Source organism: Kribbella ginsengisoli, assembly GCF_039537185.1.
Lineage (GTDB): Bacteria > Actinomycetota > Actinomycetes > Propionibacteriales > Kribbellaceae > Kribbella > Kribbella koreensis.
This window is the reverse complement of record NZ_BAABAA010000001.1, coordinates 1,443,635-1,469,516: the sequence shown is the minus strand read 5'-3', so window position 1 is coordinate 1,469,516 and position 25,882 is coordinate 1,443,635. Positions and strand designations below refer to the sequence as shown.

The window sequence follows — 25,882 nt, the reverse complement described above, 5'->3', positions numbered from 1 at the left end:
CGCTACCAGACCCGGACACGACAAGGAGAGCCGAATGAGCACCATCCCCAAGAAGAACTCGGAAACCGTTGCGCACACGCCCGGGCGGGCGAGCAGCATCGGGGTCTGGATTCTGCACGTCGTGCCGGCGGTGATAATCGCCGGCGGCGGAATCTCGAAGCTCGCCGGCGACCCGGTCATGGTGGACATGTTCGCCGACATCGGGGCTGGCCAGTGGCTCCGGTACCTGGTCGGAGCGCTGGAGGTCGCGGGAGGGGTTGGACTTCTGATCCCGGCTCTGGCGGGCCTGGCCAGTCTCGGGTTGGCGGCATTGCTGACCGGTGCTGTCATCACCGATCAGTTCGTGCTCGAGCAGAGCCCTTGGCTGCCGCTCGCCTTACTCATCGTGGCGGCCGTGATCGCAAGGACGCGGTGGTCGCGCACCGAGGCCGTCGTCGGCATGCTGCTCAGGCGCTGAGACAAACCTCTCGAACGGAGATGTGAGATGAACGAGATGGCCTTTCGCGTGACATCAAACGATGGCACCACCATCGCCTACGACCGGAAGGGAAGCGGTCCGGCCGTCATTCTGGTGGGCGGAGCACTCGACGAGGGGGTGGAGAACGCTCCCTTGGCGCCGGCTCTCGCCGAGCACTTCACGGTCTACAACTATGCCCGTCGGGGACGCGGCGCGAGCGGCTTCACCGAGCCGTACGCCGTGGAGAGGGAGATCGAGGACCTGGATGCGTTGATCGCGGAGGCGGGCGGCTCGGCACACCTGTTCGGGGCGTCCTCTGGTGGCGCGCTGGCGCTGGAAGCGGCCGCGGCCGGGTCAGCCATCGACACGATCGCCGTGTGGGAGGTGCCCTACGCGGTCGGGGACGACATCCGCCAGCGATTCGAGGAGTACGTCGCGGACACCCGACGCGCCTTCGACGCCGGGCGAGACGAGGAGGTTCTCGAACTGTTCATGCGCTTGAGCGGCGCCTCCGACGACAACATCGCGGCCAGGAAAGCGGCAGGCAAGCAGACGGCGCATTGGGCGCATTCGGTCGCCCTCGCGCCCACGCTGGTCCACGACAGCGTCTTCGTCAACCGCTACCAACTGCCGGCCGATCGACTGGCAACGGTCACCCAACCGGTCCTGGTCACCACCGGAGGACCGATCACGGTCCCCTATATGGCAGGCCTGCCCTCGGACTTCTTCGACCGCGCAGCCGACGAGCTTGCAGACCTACTACCCCACGCTCAACGGGAGACCCTCGAGGGGCCGGATCACGTCGTCGACCCACAGACCGTCGGCCCGCTGTTGCTACGGTTCTTCAGCAGCGAACACTGAGGGGCCTGCGAGGTGTTGCGGGAAGACCGATTAGGCACCGCGCAAGCAGATCTTCGTCGCGCCAGGGACACGGGGCGGACAGGTGGTGTCGAGGTTGATGGCGTCGGCGGCGGCTCCGTCGTCGGTCGTACCCCGCACTCCGGGCCGACTCAGTACCGCCCACCGAAGCCCTGCGCAGCACGTGAGGAGAAGGCCTCGGTCGCGATCGCGTCCAGTGAGTCCTTCGGCGGCTGGACCAAGACCTTCACCGACCCCCGGCTATGCGCAGCCATCGTCGACCGACTCACCTTCGGCGGCACCATCCTCGAGACCGGCACCGACTCCTACCGTCTGGCCCAAGCCACAAGGCAGCGGACAACCTGACACCCGTCGGGCGCGGAAGCGGTGTCGACGCAAACCAACATCCGCGGCACCGACACGTGCCCGGCGGTGTCAGAACTCGCCAACAAGCGGTGTCGGACGAAACCTCCGCAGCCACGCGTCGTCCGGTCGGTGCGGTTCAGCCGAACGGTAACCCGGCGCGGGTGTGGGAGCTGCCGACCGGGCATGACTGCATGATCACGATGCTTGCTGAACTCGCCGAGCTGCTGCTCAGGGTCGGGCGGCGCGGTTGATCTCGGGCATGTGGGTTTCGGCCCAGTCGCGTAGGGCTGCGAGAGGTTGGTCGAGGCTCTGGCCGAGTGGGGTCAGGGAGTAGGAGACCGCGGGTGGAACGGTCGGCTCGACTCGGCGTACGACGAGGTGGTCGTTCTCCAGTCCGCGCAGTGTCTGGGCGAGCATCTTGGCCGAGATGCCGGGGGTGCGGCGTTTGAGTTCGGCGTACCGGAGTTCGCCTGATTCGGCGAGGGTTTTGACGATCATCGCGACCCATTTGGTGCCGATGCGGTCGAGCAGTTGCCGGGTCGGGCAAGCAGGGTTGAACAGGTCGCCGCGTGGGGTGGTTACCCCCGAGTGACCTGGTGGCGCGGAAGTGCCGTCTTCCATGCTTCCTCCGGGGTTCGTAGCGTTCATCAGGTAGCCAAGGTAATCAGAGGAGCCTCGTGATCGACGTCGGTACCGGGTCAGCTGTCGTTCTACTGCACGGATTTCCGCACACATATCGGCTGTGGGACCGGATCACGCCCCGGCTCGCGCAGACGCACCGGGTGGTCGCGCCTGATCTCGTCGCCGGCGGCTCGGCACTCGAGTTGGCCGAACGCCTCGAAGGCTTGCTCGACGATCTCGGTATCGAGAGCGCGACGATGGTCGGGATCGATGCGGGTGTCGCGGCGGCGATCGGGTTCGCGTTGCAGCGTCCGGACCGTACGCAGCGGCTTGCTGTGATGGAAATGGTGCTGCCAGGCGTCGCGGGAGCAGAGGCGTTCACGCAGAACGGCTTGCCGTGGTGGTTCGGCTTCCACCAAGTGCCTGGCTTGGCCGAGAAGGTGCTGGTCGGTCATGAGCGTGAGTACATCGAATGGTTCCTTCGCGCCGGGACGGTCAGTGGGGAGGGGATCGGCTCCGAACTCACCGATGCCTTCGTCGCTTCCTACCAAGGAGAGTCAGCGCTTGCCGGCGCCTTCGAGCATTACCGGGCGAGGTCCCGTACTGCGGAGGAGCTGGCCGAGCTCCTCCCCGCCCGGGGCCTCAAAGTCCCCGTACTCGCCATCGGCTCCCACCCGGTCGGCCAGACCCTGGCGAAGCAGCTCGTTCCTTTCGCCGACGACCTCACCTCGATCCAGCTCGACGACTGCGGCCACCTGATCCCGCTGGACGCACCGGACCGCCTGCTGGCGGCGCTGATCCCGTGGCTCGACGCCGACTGATCGTTCAATCCGAGCCGCGGCGGTAGTCGTCGGGAGCGAATCTCCTGAGCTTTGATCAGCCAGTCATCGCCTTCAGGGGTCCCGCTCCTCTCGATGCACTCGTCGCCGGCACGTTCAGCTACTGGACCGAGGCAAGACCAGACTTCACCGAATTGGCCGGCTCACGGTTGCAAGCGGTAGCCCATGCCAGGTTCGGCGAGGACGTCCTGGCTAGGCTTGGGGCGATGAACTGCCTGCGCTGGTGCACACGACGAGGGTCCGTCAGGGCTCTGATCGCCGTGCTGCTCCTGGCAGGTGTGTTCGCCATGCACGGCCTGACCGGAAATCACGACGCCGCGATGGCGGTCGGCCATCAGATGGCAGGCAGCCCGCCAGGACAGTCGGCCTTCCTCGGTACCGAATCGCCGGTACCTGGTCAGCCGCAGGCCGGTGCGTCTGCTGCGTCGTACTCGGCAGATCATGGGCACGCGTACAACACCGCCATGATTGGTGTTTCCGGGCACGTCGAGTCCTCGCTTGAGCTGACCGCGCGGCCGGACGGCCACGGTCATATCCACGCGATGGACGATGTTTGCCTGGGGATGCTCGTCGCGCTCCTGCTCGCGCTGATCGTCGCTCTCGCCCGGTGCAGCCTCACCGCTGCACACCCGGTCCAGCTGACCGCCTCTCCGGTCCTCGTGGCGGTTGACGACCCGTCACCGCTCTGGCGCCGACCGGTCTTGTCGAAGCTCTGCGTTCTGCGGACGTAGGCCGAACTCTGCCCACTACCGGGTGCGATCGCCTTGAAGGCGGCGCCCGGATTCACGCAGTTGTTCAGCTTCGACGACAAGGACTCAACTATGCGACACCACCTGTGGAAGACCGCTGCCCCGACGGCCCTGATCGTCCTGGGCAGCCTCACCCTGTCAGCGTGCGGCGACGACACCGACAGCGGCTCCATGCCCGGCATGAACCACGGCACCCCGTCAGCCAGTGCTTCGACCAGTACGGCCGGAGACTTCGACGACGCCGACGTCGCGTTCGCCACCCAGATGATCCCTCACCACCAGCAGGCCGTGCAGATGGCGACGATGGGCGCCCGTAAGGCAACCACAGCCGAGGTCAGGAAGCTGTCCCTGGCGATCAAGTCCGCACAGGATCCCGAAATCAAGACCCTCACCGGCTGGCTGACCGGCTGGGGCAAGCCCGTGCCGGTCGCAAACCACCACGATCACAGCAACGAATCGATGCCCGGAATGATGACCGAGGACGAGATGTCCGACCTCGGCAACGCCCAGGGCGCGATGTTCGACCGGATGTGGACCGAGATGATGATCGAGCACCACAAGGGCGCGATCACCATGGCCAAGACCGAACAGACCGCCGGCAAGAACGCCGACGCGATCGCTCTGGCGAAGAAGATCCAAACCGACCAGAACCGCGAGATCGCCATCATGCAGCGCCTACTCGGCCGCCTCCCGGCCAACTGACCCACCGCTGATTCCCGACGGCAGACGCCGACGACCACATCGTCCGGCGTCTGCCGTCACGCTCCGGATGGACAGGGTTGCACTGTCGCAGGCGGGAGGCATGGTCCGTGCTGTGAGGCGGCGGTCGGCGCCGCAATCCGGGTGTGCCCGGTTCACAAACCCTTTGGCAACTCGGCTTGGATCAGCCGCCCGTGATCACGAGGAGGAGGCCGGAGATGACGAGGCCGGCTTCGACCAGGATGACGAAGATGGTGACGGGTAGGCGGTCGAGGATCTTCTTGCCGGCCCAGGCGCCGCCGGCTGCTGCGGGTGCGAGGGCGAGGCCGATGAGGCCGGTGTGCCAGGTGAGGACGGCGGCAGCGCCGAAGACGATCAGTTTGGTGAGGTGCATGACGACTGCGGAGGCGGCCTCGGTGCCGATGTAGGCGCCGCGGACCATGCCGCGGGCAAGGAAGAACGGGGCGACCATGGGGCCGACGCTGCCGACGAGTGCGGATCCGAATCCGGATGCGGCGCCGAGGGCTGCGAATCCGCGGTCGCCGACTCGCGCTGCGTTCGGGCGGATCCGGCGCCAGACAACCATCGCGAGCAGAAACAATCCGATGATCCGGGTCAGTGCTTGGAGCGGTGCAGTGGTTAGAAGCAGTGCACCGGCCACAGCAGCAGGTACTGCGCCGGCGGCGAAGATCATCACCAGACGCCGGTCGATCTCGTGACGGTTGAACCAGACCCGGCTCCCGTTGCTGGCCAGCTGCGCAACGGTGAGCACGGCGACCGCGTCGCGAGGACCGAAGACCGCGACGAACACCGGCAACAGCAGCACCCCACCACCGAAGCCCGCAACGGCCGACAACAACGCAGTAGCGAACGACGCCACGACCAGGAGCGCAGCCAGCAACACCTCGTGCGTCATGACGTGAGCTTCGCAGACGATCGAGGCCATCGGGCTGAGACGGAAGCCTTCCTCGATGTAGCCCTGGCCGGGCAACGGGTGGGCATGCAACGACGCATCACTAACCGCACCGTCGAGCTGTACCAGTAGCTGCTCGTTGCCCGCGCGACTCGCCCCCGCATCAAGGGATTCGCCGCGCATGCCCAACCACGCTGGCCGGACTGCGCCCGGCCCGTCACGCTCGCAGCGCCCTCATCGGACAGCCGCCCTGGACAAGCGAGTGCCTACTCTCGCATTCGCGCGACGGAAGAGCGCACACCCAGGGCGGGTGGGAGCGCCGAGGCGGCGAGCGGCGGAGGAGCGAGCAGGTGAGGCAGCGTGGGGTGGTTCAGCGGACGGTGGGGGCTGCGGGGGAGGAGAGGGTGGTGGAGAAGAGGCGGTTGTCCAGTTCGTTGAGGGCTAGGCGGATTGCGCCTAGGGCGACTGAGTCGGCGCCGAGGGTGGAGGCTCGGACTTCGGGGACTCGGAGGCAGAGGCGTTGGAGTTCGGCGGTTAGGGGAGCTAGGACGAGGTCTGCGGAGCGGGAGAAGCCGCCGCCGTAGATGACGACCTGGGGGTCCAGGGCTAGGACTAGAGCGGCGGCGCCGACTGCGAGGTCTTTTACGTAGCGGGAGACAGCCGTTTTGGCGGCTCGGTCGCCGTGGCGGGCTGCTTCGAAGACCCAGGCGGCGGCGTCGTCGGGGCTGACGCTGGCGGGGACGCCGGGGCAGTTCTCGAGGTGGGAGGGGGCGGCTAGCCAGCGGACCTCTGGGAGGGCGCCGATCTCGCCGGCGGCGCCGCCGTAGCCGCGGCGGAGTACGCCGTCGAGGATCAGGCCGGCGCCGATGCGCATGCCGGCCAGGACGTAGATGACGTCGCTCGCGTCGCTGGCGGCGCCCTTCCAGCGCTCGGCGAGGGCTGCGAGTTTGCAGTCGTTCTCGACGATGATCGGGCACGAGAAACGGCCGGCCAGGTGTGCGGGCAGGTCGACCTGGTCCCAGCCGGGGAGCGGGGTGAAGAGGGAGGTACGTCCGGAGGAGTCGACCGGGCCGGTGACACCGATGGTGACGGCCCAGACATCCGCAGGCTTCTTCTTCGTGGCGGTGAGGCATTCCTCGATCGCCTCGTCGAGCGCCGCGAGTCGTGCCTGAGGGTCGGCGTCCGCGGCGACGGAGGCGCGGTGGCTGTGGAGGACTTCGCCGTTCAGGTCGGCCACCAACGCGAGCACCTTGTGTACGCCGACATCGACGCCGAGAACATAGCCGGCGGTACTACGGAACTGGTACCGCCGTGCCGGCCGCCCCACCGCACTACTGGTACCCGCCTCGATCACGGTCGCCCAGCCATCGGCCACCAGGTTCTGAGCGATCAAATCGACGGCCGGACGCGACAGCCCGGTGCGCTGCGACAGTTCCGTCACCGTCGACGGCGGGTGATCGCGAAGCGCCCGGACGATCGTCAGCGAGTTGAGTTCGCGCAGCCGCGGAAGGTCCACGCCGGCGACGGCGCCATCTGTCACGGCTGGTCGCTCCTTCGTGTTGCCATCTCGGCAACATTATCAACTGATCGGATAGGCAGACCCGCTCTGCGGACCGACCGCGGGCGTGAAGTCGACGTCCCGCCCGTCGATCCGGTACCGGTACCGCCCGACCCGCTCGATCCGCGGCGTACTACTCAAGTACTCGTTCATCGCCTGCAACTCGTCAGGTCGCAGCCAGGAAGGCGGATCGGACACCGCCCGGAACCGGCAGATGTCGGCGAGATCGCGCAGCCACTCCTGCTGCTGCTCGGTCAGCAGGTTCAATCGGCTGCGGAAGTAGACGACATCAGGATCGACCTCGGCCAGCGGCGCCTGCCACAGCCGGTGCAGCGTGTTGACGACCGCGTTGCGGGCCATCGCGTCGGACGGATCGTCGCTGGCGTAGTTCTGCCACATCGGCGCGACATCCGGCCCGCTGCGTAGCCCGTCGAGCAGCCCGAGCGACGGCAGCAGCAGCGCACCGCTGCCCAGCAGGTACACATCATCGCCCGCAGTCCGGCGGATCAACTCCAGCGCATCACGATAGGCCTCCTCACGCCCAGCACCATTAGCCCGTACGCCGGGCGCTGCCGCCGCGTTGATGAAGTCAAGCTTCAGGTACCGGAACCCCCACTCGTGGACGAGCCGTTGCGTCAGCTCAACGAGATGCTCCTGCACAGCCGGCAGTGTGACGTCGAGCGCGTAGTACCCAGTACCCCAGTTGTACCCGGCAACAACCGGCGCACCACTCACATCGCGCAACAACAGCTCGGGACGCTCAAGGGCGATCCGGGAGGAGGGGAGCGCGATGAACGGCGCCACCCACAACCCCGGCGCCATACCGGCATCCGAGATTCGCGAAGCCAGCGCGCTCATGCCGGAAGGGAACTTGCCATTGGCGTACCAGTCGCCGACCATCTCCTCCCAGCCGTCATCGACCTGTACGACATCGAAAGGCAGCCCGTCCAGCGCCTCGATGTCCTTGGTGAGCTGCTCCTCGGTGATGTCCTCGTAGTACGCGTACCAGGAACACCACACGTTCCCCGCCCGGTTCCGCCCGTGCCCCAAAGCCTCGGCGAGCTGCCGGGCATAGGCCGCGAACACGGCTTCTTCGGGGCCATAGGCAATGAACCAGGGCGCGGCGCCCGTCTCGTACCACCCAGCCAACGTGTCGCGATCGGCGGTCAACCGCGGCACCCCCAGGCCCAGCGCGCCAAGCAGCAAGACGTTTCCGTCCTCTCCCTGGAGAGCGGCGACGGCCGACGAGTGGTGGCGACAGGGGTCGTCCCACGCGTCGTCGTCGGCCGTCACTCGGCGTACCGGATTGGCGATCCGCAGCGGCTGGTCGGACAACCGGCGCCAGCCGCAGGGGCTCCAGGAGTTCTGTCCGTGCCGGTAGAACAGGCCGTCTCCGAGGTCGTGCAGGAGGGCGACCCGCCCCGCCGGGAGGATGATGCCTCCATCGGCGGCGCGCGGAACGCCTGGTCCGTCGTGGCGCAGAGCGAGGGTGTGTCCGGCCACATCGAGGAGCAGAGTCATGCTCTTCCTTCTACTTGAGCGCTGGATACGTGGCTACTTGAACAGAGCGTTGACCTGGTCGTTGGCCTTCTTCAAAGCCGTCGCCGAGTCGGACTGGCCCAGTACCGCGGACTGGATCCCGTCCTGGACCAGCTGGGAGATCTCGTTCCCGTGCTCGCTGACCGGGAGGAAGAAGGTCCCGCCGGGCGCCTTGGCCTCGTCGACGAAGACCTGCACGTTCTGGCCCTTCGCCTTGTGCGCAGCCAGCGCCTTGTCACCGGCGGCGGTGATCGCGGGGAAGACGACGCCGTTACCACCGACGATGTTCTGGCAGTCGGCCGAGCCGAGGAACTTGACCCACTTCCACGCCTGCTCCTGGTGCTCGGTACCGGCGTTGATCGCGTCCGACAGGCCGTTGATCGCCGTCTTGCGTCCCTGCGGTCCGGTCGGCAGCGGCGCGAACGCGAACTTCACCTTGGCGTCCGCGGCCAGGTAGCTGTTGATCATCCACGAACCGGCGAAGGTGATGGCGCCCTTCCCGGCGCTGAGCAGGGCATCGCGCGACAGCGTCGAGGCCTTGTCCAGCGGGGGAGCGTACCCCTTGGCGATGAGCGACTTGAACCAGTCGATGGTCGCGGCGAGCTTCGGGTCGTCGTACTTGTACCGCGTGCCCCAAGGATTCTTGTCGAGGAACTCGAACCCGTTGCTGACGGCAAGGTTTCCCCAGCCGTTCTGGCCCTGCGACCCGTCGGCCCACTCGGGCAGGAAGCCATAGGTCTTGATCTTCGACTTGTCGAACGCAGGATCCAGCCCGTTGCGCCCCTTCTCGTCGACCGTCGCCTTGGCGATCAGTTGCTCGAAGGTACCTCCGTCGGACGGGTTCCAGGTGAGGTTCTCCAGCTCCGCCGGCGCGATGCCCTGCGCCTTGAGCTGGGTGGTGTTGTAGACCAGCGCCATCGTGTCCCAGTCCTTCGGCAGGCCGTACCGCTTGCCGTCCTTGGCGTACAGATCCGCCAGCCCGGCCTGGTACTGCGACAGGTCGACCTTGTCGCGATCGACGAACGGCTGGATGTCGAGGATCTGGTTGCTGGTGACGAACTGCGGGTAGTACGACGCCTGGTCGGTCCACACGTCCGGCGCGTCACCAGCGGCCAGCTGGGTGGTGAGGTTCTGCCAGTACTGCGCCCAGGCGGTCTGGGTGATCTTGACCGTGATGTCCGGGTTCGCGGTGTGGAACGCGTCGGCACACGCCTGGTACGACGCCTTCTGGTTGTCGTCCCACAGCCAGTAGTCCAGCGTCACCGCGCCGCCGGATCCGGAATCGTCGCTCGAGGTGCACCCGGTCAGGGCGGTCAGCGAGAGGGCCAGCGCTGCTGCGCCCAGGGTGATGCGGTTCATGACGTCCTCCGATGAATGGTTGCTGACGGCAAGGAGCTACTTGCCGCCGGTGAAACTGAGTGACTGCACCAGTCGCTTCCCCAGAAAGACGAGCAGCAGCAGGACGGGTAGGACCGAGAGGGTGGAAGCGGCCATCAGGCCGGTCCAGTCCGGTTGGGTGTTGGGCGATTGCTGCAGGAACACGCCCAGGGCGACGGTCACCAGGCGGTGTTCCTCGCCCCGGCCGACCAGCAACGGCCAGAGGAAGTCCTTCCACGCCCAGACGGTGGTGGTCAGACCGATCGTGATCAGCGGCCCACGGCTCATCGGCATCGCGACCCGCCAGAACATTCCCCACGGCCCGACGCCGTCGAGGATGGCGGCCTCCTCGACCTCGCGGGGCAGGGAGAGGAAGAACTGGCGCAGGAAGAAGACCGCGAACGGGGTCATCAGGATCGTCGGCGCGACCATACCGGCCATCGTGTTGATCCAGCCGAGCTGTTTGACCAGGATGAAGTTCGGCAGCAGGGTGAAGATCGGCGGCACCATCAACGCGGAGACCAGCAGCGTGAAGGCGAGATCGCGACCGGGGAACCGCAGCCGGGCGAAGGCGTATCCGGCCATCGAGCAGAGCAGGGTCTGTACGCCGGCGATCAGCCCGCAGTAGATCACCGAGTTCAGCAGGTACCGGCCGAAGTCCAGGTGTGCGCCCGAACCACCCGCCGCCCTCGCCTCCACCTCGGTGGTCAGACCGAGTACGCGGGCGAAGTTGATCAGCGTCGGTTGATGGGGGAGCAGCGAGCTGCTGTCGTTGTAGAGGTCGGCCGCCGGGGTGAGCGCGGTGCGGATCATCCAGTAGAACGGGAAGATCGTCGCGAGCAGGAAGACGGCCAGGAAGACCCAGGCCAGGACGCGTCCCGGGGTCCGGCGGTTGGACGATCTCATCGCTGCGCCTCTCATGCCAGGTCCGAACTCGACGCCCGGAGCAGGCGGAGCTGGACGAAGGTGAACACTCCGAGCACGAGCGCGAGGAAGACCGCCGCGGCGGCCGCGTAGCCCATGTGGAAATAGCTGAAGGCCTGCTGGTAGATGAAGAAGTAGATGACCCGGGTCGCGGACACCGGCCCGCCCTTGGTGGTGACGGCGACGGTGTCGAAGATCTGGAACGAGCCGATCAGGGACACGACCAGTACCAGCGCGAGCACCGGTCGCAGCAGCGGCATGGTGATCCGGGCGAAGATCCGCAGTTCGCCGGCCCCGTCGATCGACGCGCTCTCGTACAGGTGTTGCGGGATTTGGAGCATTCCGGCGTACAGGAGGAGCGCGGTGTATCCGGTGTAGGCCCAGGTGTTGATCCCGGCGACCGCGGGCATCGCCCAGTGCGCGTCGGTGAAGAAGCCGACCGGGCCGAGGCCGACCGCGTGCAGGAGATGGTTGACGAGTCCGAGGTTGGTGTCCAGCAACCACATCCAGAGCAGGCCGATCGTCACGTTGGGCACCAGCCAGGGCAGGAGTAGTGCTGCCCGGAGTACGACCGAACGGGTCAGCCTGTGCATCAGAGCTGCGACAACCAGGGCCAGCACGGTCTGCGAGCTGATGTTGAGCACGACGTAGTACGCCGTGACGAGCATCGAGCTCCAGAACTGCCGGTCGGCCAGCAGGTCGGTGTAGTTCTCCGCGCCGACGAACGACGGCGTACCGAGCATCGTGTAGTCGGTGAGCGAGTACCAGACGCCGCGGACCGCCGGATAGGCGTAGAAGACGGCGAATCCCACCAGGACCGGCGCGACGAACCACCATGCGACCCGCCGGTCGTCCCGTTGTCTGGCTTGGCCCATTGCTGTCCCTCGATCGGCTCCGGCGAACTCTTGTCAGGTGGCTCGCTCTGGACTAATGATGTAGTTATTCGGAAGTTTGTCAACACTTCTTCATATTCGCCCCGAGGAGAAGCCATGCCCCTTCGTATCCGCGGCCGCCGCCTGCTGGCCGCGCTCACCGCCGTCACGGCAGCGCTCAGCCTGAGCGTCGCGGCGGTGACCCCGGCCGGCGCGGCTCCGGCCGGACCGCCTGCCCGGCCCGCGCCACCGGCCAGTCCCGATCCGGCCCTGCAGGCGCACACTCTGCAGGCCGCCGACGGCCCGCTCGACAATCCACTCAAGGGGTTCGCGCGCTTCTACTCGCCGGGCGCGAACCAGAACACCGGCTACCCGCACGCGCTGACGTGGGGTTACTTCGGCCTGTCCGAGGTGATGACGAACGCCGCGAACTGCGGCAGCTACAACTGGAGCATCCTCGACAACATGCTGGCCGAGACGGCCGCGCAGGGGAACCAGGCCGCGATCCGCTTCTACATGGTCTATCCCGGCGGCACCGGCAGCCATCCGGCGAACGCGATCCCGTCCTGCTTCAACGGACAGGTCAACTACCGGACCGACACCTACTGGAACGTCACCGAACCCGACTACGACAGCCCGTACCTGGTGAACGCGCTGAAGAACTTCATCGCCGCGTTCGGGGCCCGGTACGACGGCGACCCGCGACTCGGGTTCGTCCATCTCGGCCTGATCGGGCTCTGGGGCGAGTGGCACACCTGGCCGTACGACACCGACACGTCGGACGGCTTGCCCAACTACATGCCGACCGACGCTAACGGCGCGCAGATCATCAACGCCTTCGACAACGCGTTCAACACGACCAAGCTCGAGCTCCGGTACCCCGATGCGGCCGCCGGTGCGGCGAACAGTCGGGACGTCGGCTATCACGATGACTCGTTCTGCTACCGGGAGGGGTCGCCGCTCGCGGGGGTGACGCTGCCACAGTCGCTGGGCGGAGCGTCGTACTCGCAACTGCAGCGCAACCTCGGTACCGGTACGGAGAACAAGTGGATCAGCGACTCGATGGGTGGCGAGGTGCGGCCGGAGATCCAGACCGTTGCCTTTGACAACTGGCCTGGTGGCTCTGGCGCTGTCGACAACATGAAGGCGTGTCTCGAGCTGGAGCACACGACCTGGAAGATCAACGAGCAGTCGGCCAGCTACTCGTCGGGCAACGCCAGCGTGGCCGCCGCGGTCCGGCTGATGGGCTACAACCTCACCGTGAACAAGGCCTACTTCCAGAACACGGCCAGCGGGACGACCAACCTTGGCGTACAGATCAGCAACACCGGCGTCGCGCCCTTCTACTACCCGTGGAAGGTGACGGTGGGGTTGAAGAACAGTGCCGGTACGGTCGTGCAGAGCTGGGACACGAACTGGGATCTGCGGACGATCCAGCCGCTGAAGATCCGGGCGTTCCCGGACTGGAACGTCGGTGCGGATCCGACGTACCGCGACTTCGGTTATCCGCAGTACTTCCAGACGTCGGTCAACCTGGCAAACGTGGCCCAGGGCAACTACCAATGGGTACTGCGGGTGAAGAACCCGCTCGAGGCGACCTCGGCCAACGCCAAGAAACTGCGCTTCGCCAACGCGACCCAGAACGCCGACGGGTGGGTCGGGCTGGGGGCCGTCACGGTTGGTACGGGCGGCAGCGTGCCCACCAGCTATGAGGCCGAGGCGGGCAGCCTGGCGGGTGGGGCGGTCGTTTCGTCGTGCTCCGCTTGCTCGGGCGGTTCGAAGGTCGGGTACATCGGCAACAACCTCGGTACGTTGTCGATCTCGGGTGTCAACGGCGGTACCGGCGGCGCCAAGCCGATCACGATCTATTACGCGTCTGCTGTCGCCCGCACCGCCACCGTCAACGGTCAGTCCGTCACCTTCCCGGCCACTGCCGACTGGAACACGGTCGGCTCGGTCACGGTGACTCGGACCCTGCAATCCGGTGGTGCCAACACCATCTCCTTCAGCAACTCCGCCGGTTGGGCACCGGACATCGATCGGGTGGTCGTCGGATAGCTGGGCCGCACCCCACGGCTGCTAGGTTTCCTGAAGCCTGGCAGCCCTGGGTCGGGCCTTCTCTCCTCGGGAGTCCGTATGCCCGCACCTGCCCTCCAGATCGGCGTACTGACGCCGTTGACCCAACCTGGCTGGACCTCCGCGGGCCGGAGTTTGCTTGCTGGGATGGAGCTCGCTGTCCGGGACGTGAACTCGTCTGGTGGTATCGCTGGCCGACCGCTCGAACTCCTGGTCCGAGACACCGCTGCCGACCCGTCTCGGGCTTCAGCGGCGGTCGATGAGTTGGCAGCGTTGGGTGTTGCCGCCTTGGCGGGGGAGTATCACAGCGTCGTCGCCCGCGCGGTCGCTGCCCGAGCCGATGCGCTGGAGGTGCCTTTCCTCTGCTCGTCGGCAGTCCTCGACGACCTCACGTCAGCACCTACGGACTGGGTCGCTCGACTCGCTCCGCCGCAGTCCCGGGGCTGGCGGCTCTACGCCGACTACCTGCTCGGAGAGGGCCATACGCGCATCGCAGTTACCACTCAGCCCAGCGTCTACTGGCTCACCGGGACCCGCATTCTGCAGGAGCACTTCGCCGCCCACGGCGGTACCGTCATCATACTCGACGCGAGCGATCCCCTCGTGTTGTGCGATGCCCTCGCCTCCAGCCACGTGACGGCTCTTCTCCTCCTGGTCGGCCACCCGGAGCCGGCCGTCCCCATCGTCAAAGCAATCCGTGGCGACCAGCGACTGGCCAACCTCGTGCTGGGCGCCCCAGCCGGCCAGCCGGAGTTCGCCGACTGGGCGGCGTTGCTCGGCGAATCCGGCAGCGCAATCGCGTTCCTGCGCTACCTCCCCGAACACTTGACCCCGCTCGGCTCACGAGTCCTCGATCGCCTGCCCGAAGCCTCGTCGTTCGTCGCGTATGAGGGCTACGACACGATCGCCGTCCTAGCCGAGGTACTCCGCACCCACGGCCCCGACCGCACCCGCATCGCCGCCGCCTGGCCAACCGTCGCCGTCGACGGCACCCGCGGAAAGATCCACTTCACCCGCGTACCCGGCATCAACGTCTGGCAATGGCCCACACCCCCGATCCAGATCGCCGACCGCGATCCTGCGTCCCTGAACCACTTCCGCACCCTCCACACCAGCTGAGAGCTATTCAGGCAGTCGGCCGGTGTCGATGACGTGGCGGGCGACGATGGAGAGGCGCTGGTTGCGGTCCTGGGAGTAGCGCTGGAGGACGGTGAAGGCTTGGACCGCGTCGAGCTTGTACCGCTCCATCAAGCGGCCGACAGCCTGACCGACCTCCTTGCGTGAGTCGACGGCTTGGTGCAGGGAGTCCTCCAGCCGCGCCGATGCCAGCGCGACGGAGGCGTGCAGACCCAGCAGCTGGGCGGCTTCGAGGTCGCCTTCGTTGAAGACATAGGGCTGCGAGGAGATCAGGTTCAGGGCTCCGCTGGTGGAATGCGCGGTGAAGAGCCGGATCGCCAGTGCACTGCGGATGCCGTTGCGGGCGGCGGTCGGCGCCCATTGCGGCCAGCGGGGGTCGGTCGCGGTGTCCTTGACCAGGACGTTCTCGTGGCCGGTGATGGCCAGCAGGCTCGGACCCTCCTGCAGATCGATCTGCAGCTGGTCCGCGGCGGTGACGAGTGGATCCGTCGCGGCGACCGTCTCGGCCTGCCGGCGGCGGATCAGGATCACCGAGGCGTGGTCGTAGTGGAGTGCCTGTACGGCGAACTCCAGTACGCCTTCGACGGTGGCGAGCACCCCGGTCTGGTTGTGCAGACTCATCGCCAGATCGCCGAAGTCGCCGGCTTGGTCGGTCATCGTCCTCTCCTACGCGCAGGCATGCCAAAGGCCCGGGCGCCGGACTCTGGACGCTGACAGTGGCCCGATCCTAACCGGTTCGGATTGTCCGAGTGACCGGCGGCCTGCGAGCGGTTCCAGAACAAGCAGTACGGCGCCGTGGAGGTGCCGCTGACGCCGTGGCTGCTCTGCCCTCAGTCCTTGGCTTCTTGCTGCAGCTTGTTCTGGAGGTCGTCCTTGGCCAGTGCTGACGCGCCGCTGAGGTCGAGGTTGCGGGCCTGCTGCAGCAGCTGGTCGCGGGTGACGTCTTCGGGCTGCTCGCCGAGGTGCTGTTTGCGGCTGGCGCCGAAGGCCTCACCGAGTTCGGTCAGGCGGGCGGTGGTCAGCTTGGCGCGCATGCCGGGGAGGACGCTCGACTCTTCCTCGTTGACGTGGTGGGTGATCGCCTCGACCAGCTTGTCCAGGGCCTGGTCGAAGGCTGCCGAGTCAGGGTCGATGGCGGCCAGCTTCTCGAGCAGCTGGTCGGCCTCGATGTGCTCTTCCTGGCTGTGCTCGACGTCGTCGGCGATGCCGGCTTCGGCCGCGGCGGCCGGATAGACCTCGGCCTCCTCGGCGCGGCTGTGGGCGAAGAGGAGGGTGGTCAGGACGGGTACCAGGTTCTTCCGCTTCTCCGGGTGCTTCTTGAGCTCGTCGAAGAGGCGCTCGACCTCGCGGTGGTCCTGCATGATCAGATCGACGACATCGCCGGCCATAGTGGGGCCCTTCGGTGGTGTGGCAGCCGGCGTGCGGTTCACGCCGGCGAATCAGACCTGCCGGTACCCGGCCCCAATCCTCGTGGGGCAAGTACGCCCGGAGGCGTCGGTGCATAAGTTCGTGGTTCCTCCGGCTGGGCGCGGGTACCGGTTGTGGACACCACAACTGGAGGAATGCACTCATGGGCAACACCACCGAATCGGTCGACGTCGAGGCGCCGATCAGCGCGGTTTACAACCAGTGGACGCAGTTCGAGTCGTTCCCGGAGTTCATGGACGGGGTCGACGAGATCAAGCAACTCGACGCCACCCACACGCATTGGGTGACGAGTATGGCCGGGGTGACCCGGGAGTTCGACGCGACGATCACCGAGCAGCACCCCGAGGAGCGGGTCGCCTGGAAGTCGGACACCGAGCCGCGGCATGCCGGGGTCATCACCTTCCATCGGCTGGGTGACACCACGACGCGGGTCACGGCGCAGATGGATCTCGATCCGGAGGGATTCGCCGAGCAGGTGGCCGACAAGACCGGGCTCATCGGCGTACGGGTGAAGCGGGATCTGCTGAGCTTCAAGGAGTTCATCGAGAAGCGCGGTGTGGAGACCGGCGGCTGGCGCGGCGACGTCGAACGCCCGGACGCCCGATGACGAAGGGAACTCGGCATGGGTGACTACGAGGCATCGACGACCGTGGCGGTGTCCGCGCAGGTTCTGTTCGGATACCTGTCCGACGTCGAGCATCTGCCGGACTATCTGCCGCAGATGACCGAGGCTCATCGCACCGACGGCGACCAGGTCGAGGTTGCCGCCGTCATCCAGCCTGAGGGTGGTCCGCAGCGTGAGGTTTCGGGCAAGGCGTGGATCGAGGTGGTCGAGGAGGGCAAGAAGCTGAAGTGGGGAGCGACGGGGGCGCACGACTACCACGGCGAGCTCGACATCGACCATGCCGCAGAGGGAACCTCACTGCTGACCGTCCGCCTGCACACCGACCACGCCGAAGGGCCGTCCATCGACGACGGCCTGCGACACACCCTCGCCGGAATCAAGTCATCCGTCGAGAACCAGGCCGGCTAACCGGCCTCGGCGGGGCGAAGGGCGAGTGCCGTGATACCCACGGCCCTCGCCCTTCAGGTGTCCCCGCGCAGTCGCCTCGGCTACGCGATCTGGCGGCGGTAGGTGCGGAGGGCGAAGAGGTAACCGACGATCAGGATGCCCAGGCACCAGGCCAGCGCTGTCCAGATGTCGTTGCCTACGGGCTGTTCGGCGAACAGGCGCTGGATGGTGTTGACGATCGAGGTGACCGGCTGGTTCTCGGCGAAGGCGCGGACCGGGCCGGGCATCGTGTCGGTGGGGACGAAGGCCGAGCTGATGAACGGCAGGAAGATCAGCGGGTACGAGAAGCCGGCAGCCCCGTCGATCGACTTGGCCGACAGGCCGGCGAGGATCGCGATCCAGGTGAGCGCCAGCGTGAACAGCAGCAGGATGCCGGCCACCGCGAGCCAGGCCAGCGGGCCTGCGGAGGTACGGAATCCCATCACCAGACCGACCAGCACGATGATCACGACCGAGATCGCGTTCGCGACCAGCGAGGTCACCACGTGCGCCCACAGCACGGACGAGCGGGCGATCGGCATCGAGTGGAACCGTTCGAAGATGCCGCTCTTCATGTCGGTGAACAACCGGACCGCCGTGTACGCGATGCCCGACGCGATCGCGATCAGCATGATGCCCGGCAGCAGGTAGTTGACGTAGTGGTCGGTACCGGTCTTGATCGCCCCGCCGAGCACGTACACGAACAGCAGCATCATCGCGATCGGCGTGATCGCGGTCGTGATGATCGTGTCCGCGCTACGGAAGATGTGACGCAGCGACCGGCCCAGCAGGACGCCGGTGTCGCCGAAGAAGTGGGTGGTCATGCCTGGACCTCTTTACTGTCGTTCCCAACGAGGGCGAGGAAGATCTCTTCCAGAGTCGGCTGCTTCTCGACGTACTCGACCTTGGCCGGCGGAAGGAGTTTCTTCAGCTCGGCGAGCGTGCCGTTGGCGATGATCCGGCCCTGGTGAAGTACCGCGATCCGGTCGGCCAGCTGCTCGGCCTCGTCCAGGTACTGCGTGGTGAGCAGAACCGTCGTACCGCCCTTGGCCAGCTCCTGCACCACCTTCCACACGTCGAGCCGTGCCTCGGGGTCGAGCCCCGTCGTCGGCTCGTCGAGGAAGATCACCTCCGGCTGACCGATCAGGCTCATCGAGATGTCGAGCCGCCGGCGCATACCACCGGAGTACGTCGAGACCTTCCGCGAACCCGCGTCGGTGAGGTTGAACCGGCTCAGCAACTCGTCCGCCACCTGACCCGGGTTCTTCAGGTGCCGCAACTTGGCCACCATCACCAGGTTCTCCCGGCCGGTCAGGATCTCGTCGACCGCCGCGAACTGCCCGGTCAGACTGATCGACTCCCGAACCCGCAGCGGCTCGGCCGCGACATCGAAGCCGTTGACGACGGCGGTACCGGCGTCCGCCCGCAGCAGCGTCGACAGGATCCGCACGATCGTCGTCTTCCCTGCCCCGTTCGACCCCAGCAACGCAAAGATGCTCCCCGGCGCGACCTCGAAGTCCACACCCCGCAGCACCTGCAACTCCTTGAACGACTTCTCCAGCCCCCGTACCTGGATCGCCGGGCCTTCCTGTGCCGTCATCACACCGCTCCTACCGTCGCGCTCACCAATGTGCTCATGCCGCCATGCTGTCCACCACCCCTGACACGACGCTGACACGGCGCCCCCGCGCCGCCTCGCCGCTCGCTCTAATGAGGGTTGAGCGAAGGAGGAGCGAAACGCGAGGGGGCGTGGGGGATGCGGGTGTAGGGGATGCTTGGGGGGTGATGGTCAAAGGGGAGTTTGAGCGGGATAGCCGGTACATCGCGACCCGGATTACGGAGGACGGGCGGGATGGGTTTGCGGTAGAGGCGGGGCGGTATCGGTTGGTGGTGGCTCGGGCTTGTCCTTGGGCTCATCGGGCGGTGATCGTGCGGCGGTTGCTGGGGTTGGAGGATGTGCTGTCGGTCGGGTTTTGCGGGCCCACGCATGACAAGCGGAGTTGGACGTTCGATCTTGATCCGGGTGGGGTGGATCCGGTGCTGGGGATTCCCCGGTTGCAGGATGCGTACTTCAAGCGGGATCCGAAGTACCCGAAGGGGATCACGGTGCCGGCGATTGTTGATGTGCCCAGTGGCGCCGTGGTGACCAATGACTTTGCGCAGATGACGCTTGATCTGTCGACGGAGTGGACGGCGTACCAGCGGGAGGGGGCGCCGGAGCTCTACCCGGTGCACCTGCGGGACGAGATCGATGAAGTTGCCAAGCGCATCTACACCGAGGTGAACGACGGGGTGTATCGCGCCGGGTTCGCGTCGTCGCAGGAGGCTTACGAGGCGGCGTACGAGCGGTTGTTCGTGGCGCTGGATTGGCTGTCCGAGCGGCTGCGGGACCGGCGGTATCTGGTGGGGGAGACGATCACCGAGGCGGATGTGCGGCTGTTCACTACGCTGGTTCGCTTTGATGCGGTGTATCACGGGCACTTCAAATGCAATCGGAGCAAGCTGACCGAGATGCCGGTGCTGTGGGCGTATGCGCGGGATCTGTTTCAGACGCCGGGGTTCGGGGACACGGTCGACTTCGTGCAGATCAAGGAGCACTACTACGTGGTGCACACCGGGATCAATCCGACGCAGATCGTTCCCCAGGGGCCGGAGCTGTCGGGTTGGCTCACGCCGCATGGGCGGGAGTCGTTGGGTGGAAGCCCGTTCGGCAAGGGCACCCCGCCTGGGCCGACCCGCGCCGGCGAGCAAGTACCGGCGGGCCACGGAGCCGGCTGAAGGCCCCCAGTTGCGGCCTAGGCTTGGGTATGAGCTTCTCGCAGGCTGGGTCGAATCGTCCTGAGTGGTTCAAGGTTGCTTCGGCTCAGGGTGGGGAGGGGGTGGATACCCCCGCTGGGGTGCCGGGTGGGGACTCCGACGTGCGGGAGCAGCGGAAGGGGGCGGTTTCCCAGGCTGGGCCGCCTGGATTGAACCGGCTGCTCAGTAGCGAGGAGCGGCGGGCGGTGGCTCGGGCCGCCGGACGGCCGAATACCGCGGCGGCGGCGCTCCGGGATGTGGTGACCGATCTTGATCTGATGCTGCTGCAGGCGGCGAAGCATGTGCGGGACAGCGGCGGGAAACGGTCACGCCGCAAGTTCCGGAAGGCCGTGCCGCAGCTCGTGACGGCGGCCGAGTTGGCCGAGTTGCCACTCGGTGAGGTTGCTGAGTTCCTCGGGATTTCGGCGCAGGCGGTGGACGAACTGCTACCCCGCCTGGCCGAGGTCGGTGGGATCGGGCCCGATGACCGGGCCGCGGTCTTGCAGGGGATCGAGGACCTGCGGGATCAGCTCCAGCAGGTCCAGATCGGGGTGGATCACTCGCTGCTCGACCGGCTGATCGGCGTGATCCTGCGGTTCACGCTGCTGATCGGGATAGCGATCGCGGCAACACCGCTCGGTGCTCTGGCGGTTGGGGACCCGGTCATGAACGAGGCGATCAAGACGGGCGTGATCGCCTTGGTGGCGCTGGCTCTGCAACAGTTCGCCGACCTCATTGCGGCTGCGCGTGATCGAGACGCCGACCTGACGCTGGCGACCGAGGCACATGCCGCGCTGCTGGCCGAGTTGACGGCTGCGGCGAGCCTGGCCGACGTACCGGCGTACGACGGAGAGCACGCGGTACTGCGGTTTCGCCTCGAGCTGCGCTGTGCCCGCGCGCGAGTCGCCATACTGCCTCTGACCTGGCCCGAGAAGGAGCAGTACTGGCTCGAGCTCGACCAGGTATTGCGATCCCTGCACAACGCTGAGTTCACCGACTTCGACGTCCAGCGCCGTGTACTCCGAGAGCTGACCCCCTCGAACGGTGCCGGTACTTCGGAGAACAACTGACCGCGGGCCAGACCTAGAGGTCGCCGAGGAAGGTCAGGAGGGCGTCGGTCACCTCGGTGGGGCGTTCTTCGGGGATCCAATGGCCGCAGTCGGGGAGGTCGAGGACGCCGCGGAGGTTGGGGACGATCTGGGGGAGTTGGTCGATGAAGTCCGGTGGATAGAAGGTGCGGACCACGTCGGCGCCGCCGGTGATGTAGAGGGCCGGCGGGGTGATCAACGCGCCCTGCCAGGCGGCGGTGAGGGACCAGTTGCGGTCCATGTTGCGGTACCAGTTGAGCGGGCCGGTGAATCCGTTGCGCTTGTACTGCCGGGCGTACTCGTCGATGTCGTCCTCGGTCAGCCACGACGGCAGTTCGTCGACCTCGCGAGTGCTGGCGAGGAAGCCGTTGCCGGCGATCGGGGAGGCGAGGCCGCCCATCACGCGGCGGAAGCTGGTGTGGAGGTCGGCGTTGAGTTCGGCGTCGGCGATACCGGGTTCTTGGAAGTAGAGCTGATAGAAGTCCGGGCCGAAGTGCTCGCGTACCGAGGTGAGCGTCGGTACGCCGCCGCGCTGCGTGGGAGGTACCGACAATCCGGCGACGCCACGCACGAGGTCCGGCCGTAGCAGCGCGGTGTGCCAGGCGACCGGGGCGCCCCAGTCATGGCCGACCACGACTGCGTTCTCCTCGCCGAGCGCGTGGATCAGGGCGACGACGTCGCCGACCAGGTGAAGGATGGAGTAGTCGGCGATGTCAGGCGGGGCGTCGGTACCGCCGTAGCCGCGCTGGTCCGGCGCGACGACCCGGTAGCCCGCGTCGGCCAGCGGCTGGATGACGTGCCGCCAGGCGTACCAACTGTCAGGAAACCCGTGCAGCAGCAGAACCAAAGGTCCTTCCCCCTGCTCGACGACGTGCATGGTCAGACCGTTGACGCTCAACTCGCGGTGAACGAGGCTCAAAACGAACTCCAATCCAAGTCCCCCCGAGGCTATCCCGTTGCACAAAGCAACGGTCCGGACTGCTCCGTCCGGGAGGCGACCGCGTGGCTCGCCGACGGGGAGAGCGCTCGTAGGTGATCGCGATCGGTGCCTCGGTCGGCACGGCTGTCGCGCTCAGCAGGCGGGGAGGTCGGACCGCTGGGCGTGGCGCCGGGCCCACGACGTTCGAGTGCTGAGCCCGTCGGCTGCAAAGGGCAGGAGGACGGCGCCCGGCCTCGGGCGATCGAGCAGTCGGTCCGTGGGCACCACGCCAGACCTCAGCCCGAGCAAGGCAGGTGCCTACTCTCGCTTTCGCGCGACGCAGGAGCGCATACCCCGGGTGGGCGGGGGCGCCGAGTGGTTAGCGACGGAGCAGCGAGCGGTGAGGCTGCGTGGGGAGTTCTTCAGAGGACGGTGACTGTGACCGTGGTGCCGGGTTTGGCCATTTGGTTGGCGGCGGGGGATTGACCGGCTACCAGGTTGAGGCCCAGGTTGAAGGGGGCTTTTTCGACTTTGACGAGGAAGCCGGCTTCGGTGAGGATCTTTTGGGCGTCGACCAGTTTCTTGCTGCGGACGTTGGGGACCTTCCGCAGGGCGGGGCCCTTGGAGACGACCAGGGTGACCTTGTCCTTGGCGAACAGGGTGCCGTTGCTGGGGGTCTGGGAGATGACCTGGCCTTGGGGGATCGTCTCGTTGGTCTGGTCGGTGCGGGTGACGGTGAAGCCGGCCTTCTTCAGGGTGCGGGTTGCTTCGCGGACCGGTTTGCCGGTCATGTTCGGGACCGCGATCGGCTTCTTGCCCTTGCTGATGGCGAGGTTGACCGACTCGCCGGGCTTCATCACCGAGTCGAACTTCGGCGAGAAGATGATCACCCGACCGGTGGGGACGGTCTCGCTGTAGGCCTGGCTGACCTGGCCGACGTTCAGCTTGATCGACTCCAGGGCACGGCGGGCCGCATCCTCGTCGAGGCCCTTGAGCTGCGGTACGCGGTAGCGCTCGGGTCCCTTGGAGACCGTCAGCTCGACCTCGCCCTCCTTGCGGATGCGAGCGCCGGGCTCGGGGTTGGTCGCCATCACCTCGCCCTTGGCGACGTCCTCCGAGTAGTCCTGGTTCGCCAGGACGGTCGTCAGCCCGGACTCGCCCGCCTTCGTCTTCGCATCGGCCGCGGTGATCCTCAGCAGATCAGGCGTAGACGTGTAGCGGTGTACGCCGTAGAACCACGCCGCCGTCCCGACGCCGATCGCCAGAGCCAGTACGCCGATGAGCGCGATGAACCCTCGACCGCGACGCTGCTGTTGCGGTTGCCGAGTCAGTGGTTCAGCGGGCTGATGCTGCCGAGTCGCCCCGGCCGGTCGCAGCAAGGACTGAGCAGGCTCGTACGGTACGACGATGGTGTCGTTCCGCGGCGGCTGCTCGACATGCTCGACGTACGCGCTCCCACGCGAGTAGCCGTCGTCGTACCCGTTGTCCTGCCGCATCTGCTGGATCGGCACGGTGAGGTCGCCGGTCAGCTCGGGGTCGTCCGGCAGCCCCTCCTCGATCGCGCTGCGCACCCGGTGGACCTGACGACTGAAGACCCGCGCGTCTGCCGGCCGCAGATCACGGTCGCGCGCGGTGGCCCGCTGCACCAGCGCATCGACGTACGGCGGAATGCCCGGTACGAGTTGCGAAGGCGGCGGTACGTCGGCATGGACGTGCGCGTACGCGACCTGGATCGGCGTATCGCCCGTGTGCGGCTTGCTGCCCGTCAGCAGCTCGTACAGGAGGATCCCGGACGAGTAGACATCGGAGCGTGCGTCGGCGCGGCCGTCGGTGACGAGCTCTGGGGCCAGGTACGAGACTGTGCCCATCAACAGGCCCTGCGTGGCCGTGTTGCCGGTCGTGGTGACCGCGCGGGCGAGGCCGAAGTCGGCGACCTTGACGGTGCCGTCGTTGGAGATGAGCACGTTCTCGGGCTTGATGTCGCGGTGCACGATGCCCGCGTCGTGGGCGGCAGAGAGTGCCGACAGTACCGGCGCCAGCAGGTCCAGGGCCCGGGCGGGCGGCAGCGGCGACTGCTGGCGGATCACGTCACGCAGGGTGCGGCCGGGGACGTACTCCATCGCGAGGAACAGGGTGTCGTGGTCGGTGCCCTGGTCGAAGACAGCGACCACGTTCGGGTGCGAGAGCTTGGCGGCGGCCCGGGCCTCGGCGACGAACCGGCGGCCGAACTCGGCGTCGTCGCCCATCCCGAGGTGCATCACCTTGAGCGCGATGATCCGGTCGAGCCGCATGTCGAGGGCCTCGTAGACGGTCGCCATGCCACCCTTGGCGACCCGCGAACCCACGCGGTACCGCCCGTCGAGCACTCGCCCGACAAGGCGGTCGCCCACCTGGGTGCCTACGTCTTCCGTCACTTGCGGTGAGCCGCCTCTCAAAGCTGTCTGCCCTGAGAGTGTAAATAAGGCGCAAGGTCGCGCCTCCACCGCCGCGCCGCACAGAGGCTAGCGGAGCGGGTCATACCCCTTCTCGAAGCTCGCTTTCAGGCGGAGGACGCTCTTCACGTACTGCTTCGTGTCCGGGTACATCCCGTTGCGGCGGACGCCGCCGAGGCCCTGGTAGTAGCCGGCCACCGCGATGTCGAGCCGGGCCGCGGAGGTCAAACGGTTGAGCAACACGACGCCGGCGATCACGTTGTCCTGGGGTTTGAGCAGGTCGAGCCGGCGGCCGACGAAGCTGGAGGCGAACTTCCCGGTCGACGGGATCACCTGCATCGTGCCGATCGCGTTGGCGGGGGAGACGACCCGCTGCTTCCAGCCGGACTCCTGCCAGGAGATCGCCAGCGCCAGCTCGGGGTCGACGTGGTAGCGCTTGGCCGTGTGGATGATCATCGTCCGCATCTGGGCCCGGGTCGGCAGCTTGCGCTTGCTGAGGGCCGCGCGGTTGGCGTCCGCGGCCGAGACGATGTGGTCGGCGTACGTCCGGCCCGCGAAGGTGTTGTTCTTCTTCTTGCCGGGCTTCGACGCGGCCGGCTTCTTGTGAGCGACCGGCTTGGCGACGATCTTGACCGGGATCAGGATCTGCTTGCCGATGTAGATGTGGTCGGTGGCGCGCAGCCCGTTCGCGGCCAGCAGGTTGGCCTGCGAGCAGCGGAAGCGTTTGGCCAGCTTGCTGATCGTGTCGCCGGGCTTCACGACGTACGGGACCCGCCCGCCGGTCAGGGACTTCTTCTTCACCGGGCTCTGCTTGGGCGCCTTGCCGGGCAGCTGGAGCACCTCGCCGGCGTAGATCGCGTTGCCGTTGCCGGGCAGGTTGTTCAGCGCGACCAGGGTCCGGACGTTGGTCCCGTACGCCGCCGCGATGTGGCTGAGTGTGTCACCGTGCTTCACCTTGTACTGGCCGAAGCCGGGCGAGCCGGCCGTGATCACCCCGGCCGCGAGCAGCGGGACCGCGAAACCAGTCGTTACCCGCAGGACCTTTCGCCACGTGTTGCCCATCTTTCCATCTCCCCGTGTGAATGTCCCTTGACGGTAAGTGGTGGTACAGATGTGACAACAGGTGCGCATGGGTCATTTGTTACGGCTGTGATGAAAAGGTAACAATTTAAGGCTGAACTAC

The 25,882-nt window shown here is 66.9% G+C and carries 26 protein-coding genes; 12 read left to right on the top strand and 14 right to left on the bottom strand.

Going from position 1 to position 25,882, the window contains the following annotated elements; genetic code table 11:
* The first annotated feature begins 34 nt into the window (after positions 1-34).
* From ABD768_RS06590 to ABD768_RS43090, 3 genes are read left to right on the top strand one after another with little or no spacing between them, the layout of a single operon-like run.
* The gene (locus ABD768_RS06590) at positions 35-457 is read left to right on the top strand and encodes a DoxX family protein (protein ID WP_344838369.1); all 423 of its coding nucleotides are present in this window, start codon (positions 35-37) and stop codon (positions 455-457) included.
* A 48-nt stretch (positions 458-505) separates the two neighbouring features.
* Complete coding sequence (locus ABD768_RS06585; RefSeq protein ID WP_344838367.1) at positions 506-1,318, top strand: alpha/beta fold hydrolase; 813 nt, start codon at positions 506-508, stop codon at positions 1,316-1,318.
* A gap of 12 nt (positions 1,319-1,330) precedes the next feature.
* Positions 1,331-1,681 carry an ATP-binding protein gene (locus ABD768_RS43090; protein WP_425558405.1) on the top strand — a complete coding sequence of 117 codons (351 nt, stop codon included), beginning with the start codon at positions 1,331-1,333 and terminating at the stop codon, positions 1,679-1,681.
* 228 nt (positions 1,682-1,909) lie between these two features.
* Here the strand turns inward: ABD768_RS43090 and ABD768_RS06575 are convergent, their stop codons facing one another.
* Complete coding sequence (locus ABD768_RS06575) at positions 1,910-2,302, bottom strand: winged helix-turn-helix transcriptional regulator (protein ID WP_344838365.1); 393 nt, start codon at positions 2,300-2,302, stop codon at positions 1,910-1,912.
* Positions 2,303-2,358: 56 nt separating this feature from the next.
* Here ABD768_RS06575 and ABD768_RS06570 point away from each other — a divergent pair, with 56 nt between their 5' ends.
* The 3 genes from ABD768_RS06570 (at position 2,359) to ABD768_RS06560 (ending at position 4,592) form a co-directional block, all read left to right on the top strand.
* Positions 2,359-3,123 carry an alpha/beta fold hydrolase gene (locus ABD768_RS06570; RefSeq protein WP_344838363.1) on the top strand — a complete coding sequence of 255 codons (765 nt, stop codon included), beginning with the start codon at positions 2,359-2,361 and terminating at the stop codon, positions 3,121-3,123.
* Between the two features lie 224 nt (positions 3,124-3,347).
* Positions 3,348-3,872: a hypothetical protein gene (locus tag ABD768_RS06565; protein ID WP_344838361.1), complete on the top strand. Its 525-nt coding sequence runs from the start codon at positions 3,348-3,350 to the stop codon at positions 3,870-3,872.
* A 90-nt stretch (positions 3,873-3,962) separates the two neighbouring features.
* On the top strand, positions 3,963-4,592 hold the full coding sequence (locus ABD768_RS06560) for a DUF305 domain-containing protein (RefSeq protein WP_343968602.1): 630 nt from the start codon (positions 3,963-3,965) through the stop codon (positions 4,590-4,592).
* Positions 4,593-4,773: 181 nt separating this feature from the next.
* On the opposite strand, the gene ABD768_RS06555 is transcribed toward ABD768_RS06560, so the two are convergent.
* The 6 genes from ABD768_RS06555 to ABD768_RS06530 all read right to left on the bottom strand — a co-directional run bounded on the left by ABD768_RS06555 (position 4,774) and on the right by ABD768_RS06530 (position 11,775).
* Positions 4,774-5,685 carry a sulfite exporter TauE/SafE family protein gene (locus ABD768_RS06555; protein ID WP_344838357.1) on the bottom strand — a complete coding sequence of 304 codons (912 nt, stop codon included), beginning with the start codon at positions 5,683-5,685 and terminating at the stop codon, positions 4,774-4,776.
* Between the two features lie 187 nt (positions 5,686-5,872).
* Positions 5,873-7,042, bottom strand: a complete 1,170-nt coding sequence (locus ABD768_RS06550; protein WP_344838355.1) for an ROK family transcriptional regulator — start codon at positions 7,040-7,042, stop codon at positions 5,873-5,875.
* Between the two features lie 39 nt (positions 7,043-7,081).
* Positions 7,082-8,581, bottom strand: coding sequence for a glycoside hydrolase family 36 protein (locus tag ABD768_RS06545; protein WP_344838353.1), 1,500 nt, complete (start codon positions 8,579-8,581; stop codon positions 7,082-7,084).
* Between the two features lie 33 nt (positions 8,582-8,614).
* Complete coding sequence (locus tag ABD768_RS06540) at positions 8,615-9,958, bottom strand: ABC transporter substrate-binding protein (protein WP_344838350.1); 1,344 nt, start codon at positions 9,956-9,958, stop codon at positions 8,615-8,617.
* A 36-nt stretch (positions 9,959-9,994) separates the two neighbouring features.
* Positions 9,995-10,882 (bottom strand): carbohydrate ABC transporter permease, encoded by an 888-nt coding sequence (locus tag ABD768_RS06535; RefSeq protein ID WP_344838348.1) that lies wholly within the window; start codon positions 10,880-10,882, stop codon positions 9,995-9,997.
* Positions 10,883-10,893: 11 nt separating this feature from the next.
* Positions 10,894-11,775, bottom strand: a complete 882-nt coding sequence (locus tag ABD768_RS06530) for a carbohydrate ABC transporter permease (protein WP_343968590.1) — start codon at positions 11,773-11,775, stop codon at positions 10,894-10,896.
* A 114-nt stretch (positions 11,776-11,889) separates the two neighbouring features.
* Here ABD768_RS06530 and ABD768_RS06525 point away from each other — a divergent pair, with 114 nt between their 5' ends.
* Together ABD768_RS06525 and ABD768_RS06520 are read left to right on the top strand one after the other, a co-directional pair.
* On the top strand, positions 11,890-13,830 hold the full coding sequence (locus tag ABD768_RS06525) for a DUF4832 domain-containing protein (RefSeq protein ID WP_344838344.1): 1,941 nt from the start codon (positions 11,890-11,892) through the stop codon (positions 13,828-13,830).
* A gap of 78 nt (positions 13,831-13,908) precedes the next feature.
* Positions 13,909-14,967, top strand: a complete 1,059-nt coding sequence (locus ABD768_RS06520; protein ID WP_344838341.1) for an ABC transporter substrate-binding protein — start codon at positions 13,909-13,911, stop codon at positions 14,965-14,967.
* A gap of 3 nt (positions 14,968-14,970) precedes the next feature.
* Here ABD768_RS06520 and ABD768_RS06515 read toward each other — a convergent pair whose 3' ends face one another.
* Entirely contained in the window at positions 14,971-15,642 is a 672-nt protein-coding gene (locus tag ABD768_RS06515) for an ANTAR domain-containing protein (protein WP_344838339.1), read from the bottom strand.
* 173 nt (positions 15,643-15,815) lie between these two features.
* Entirely contained in the window at positions 15,816-16,373 is a 558-nt protein-coding gene (locus ABD768_RS06510; protein ID WP_344838336.1) for a hemerythrin domain-containing protein, read from the bottom strand.
* Between the two features lie 182 nt (positions 16,374-16,555).
* On the opposite strand from ABD768_RS06510, the gene ABD768_RS06505 reads away from it, so the two are divergent.
* Positions 16,556-17,020, top strand: a complete 465-nt coding sequence (locus ABD768_RS06505) for an SRPBCC family protein (RefSeq protein WP_343968580.1) — start codon at positions 16,556-16,558, stop codon at positions 17,018-17,020.
* 15 nt (positions 17,021-17,035) lie between these two features.
* Positions 17,036-17,446: an SRPBCC family protein gene (locus ABD768_RS06500; protein ID WP_344838333.1), complete on the top strand. Its 411-nt coding sequence runs from the start codon at positions 17,036-17,038 to the stop codon at positions 17,444-17,446.
* 80 nt (positions 17,447-17,526) lie between these two features.
* Here the strand turns inward: ABD768_RS06500 and ABD768_RS06495 are convergent, their stop codons facing one another.
* Together ABD768_RS06495 and ABD768_RS06490 are read right to left on the bottom strand one after the other, a co-directional pair.
* The gene (locus ABD768_RS06495; protein WP_344838330.1) at positions 17,527-18,288 is read right to left on the bottom strand and encodes an ABC transporter permease; all 762 of its coding nucleotides are present in this window, start codon (positions 18,286-18,288) and stop codon (positions 17,527-17,529) included.
* A complete protein-coding gene (locus ABD768_RS06490) occupies positions 18,285-19,064 on the bottom strand; it encodes an ABC transporter ATP-binding protein (protein WP_344838327.1) in 780 nt (259 codons plus the stop codon). The genes ABD768_RS06495 and ABD768_RS06490 overlap by 4 nt, the downstream gene beginning before the upstream one ends.
* A gap of 185 nt (positions 19,065-19,249) precedes the next feature.
* On the opposite strand from ABD768_RS06490, the gene ABD768_RS06485 reads away from it, so the two are divergent.
* Complete coding sequence (locus ABD768_RS06485; protein ID WP_344838666.1) at positions 19,250-20,242, top strand: glutathione S-transferase family protein; 993 nt, start codon at positions 19,250-19,252, stop codon at positions 20,240-20,242.
* Between the two features lie 101 nt (positions 20,243-20,343).
* The gene (locus ABD768_RS06480) at positions 20,344-21,330 is read left to right on the top strand and encodes a hypothetical protein (RefSeq protein ID WP_344838323.1); all 987 of its coding nucleotides are present in this window, start codon (positions 20,344-20,346) and stop codon (positions 21,328-21,330) included.
* A 13-nt stretch (positions 21,331-21,343) separates the two neighbouring features.
* Here the strand turns inward: ABD768_RS06480 and ABD768_RS06475 are convergent, their stop codons facing one another.
* From ABD768_RS06475 to ABD768_RS06465, 3 genes are all read right to left on the bottom strand, one after another.
* Positions 21,344-22,267 (bottom strand): alpha/beta fold hydrolase, encoded by a 924-nt coding sequence (locus ABD768_RS06475; protein ID WP_344838321.1) that lies wholly within the window; start codon positions 22,265-22,267, stop codon positions 21,344-21,346.
* A 422-nt stretch (positions 22,268-22,689) separates the two neighbouring features.
* A complete protein-coding gene (gene pknB / locus ABD768_RS06470) occupies positions 22,690-24,681 on the bottom strand; it encodes a Stk1 family PASTA domain-containing Ser/Thr kinase (protein WP_343968568.1) in 1,992 nt (663 codons plus the stop codon).
* An 87-nt stretch (positions 24,682-24,768) separates the two neighbouring features.
* Positions 24,769-25,761 (bottom strand): LysM peptidoglycan-binding domain-containing protein, encoded by a 993-nt coding sequence (locus ABD768_RS06465; RefSeq protein WP_344838317.1) that lies wholly within the window; start codon positions 25,759-25,761, stop codon positions 24,769-24,771.
* Positions 25,762-25,882 lie beyond the last annotated feature (121 nt).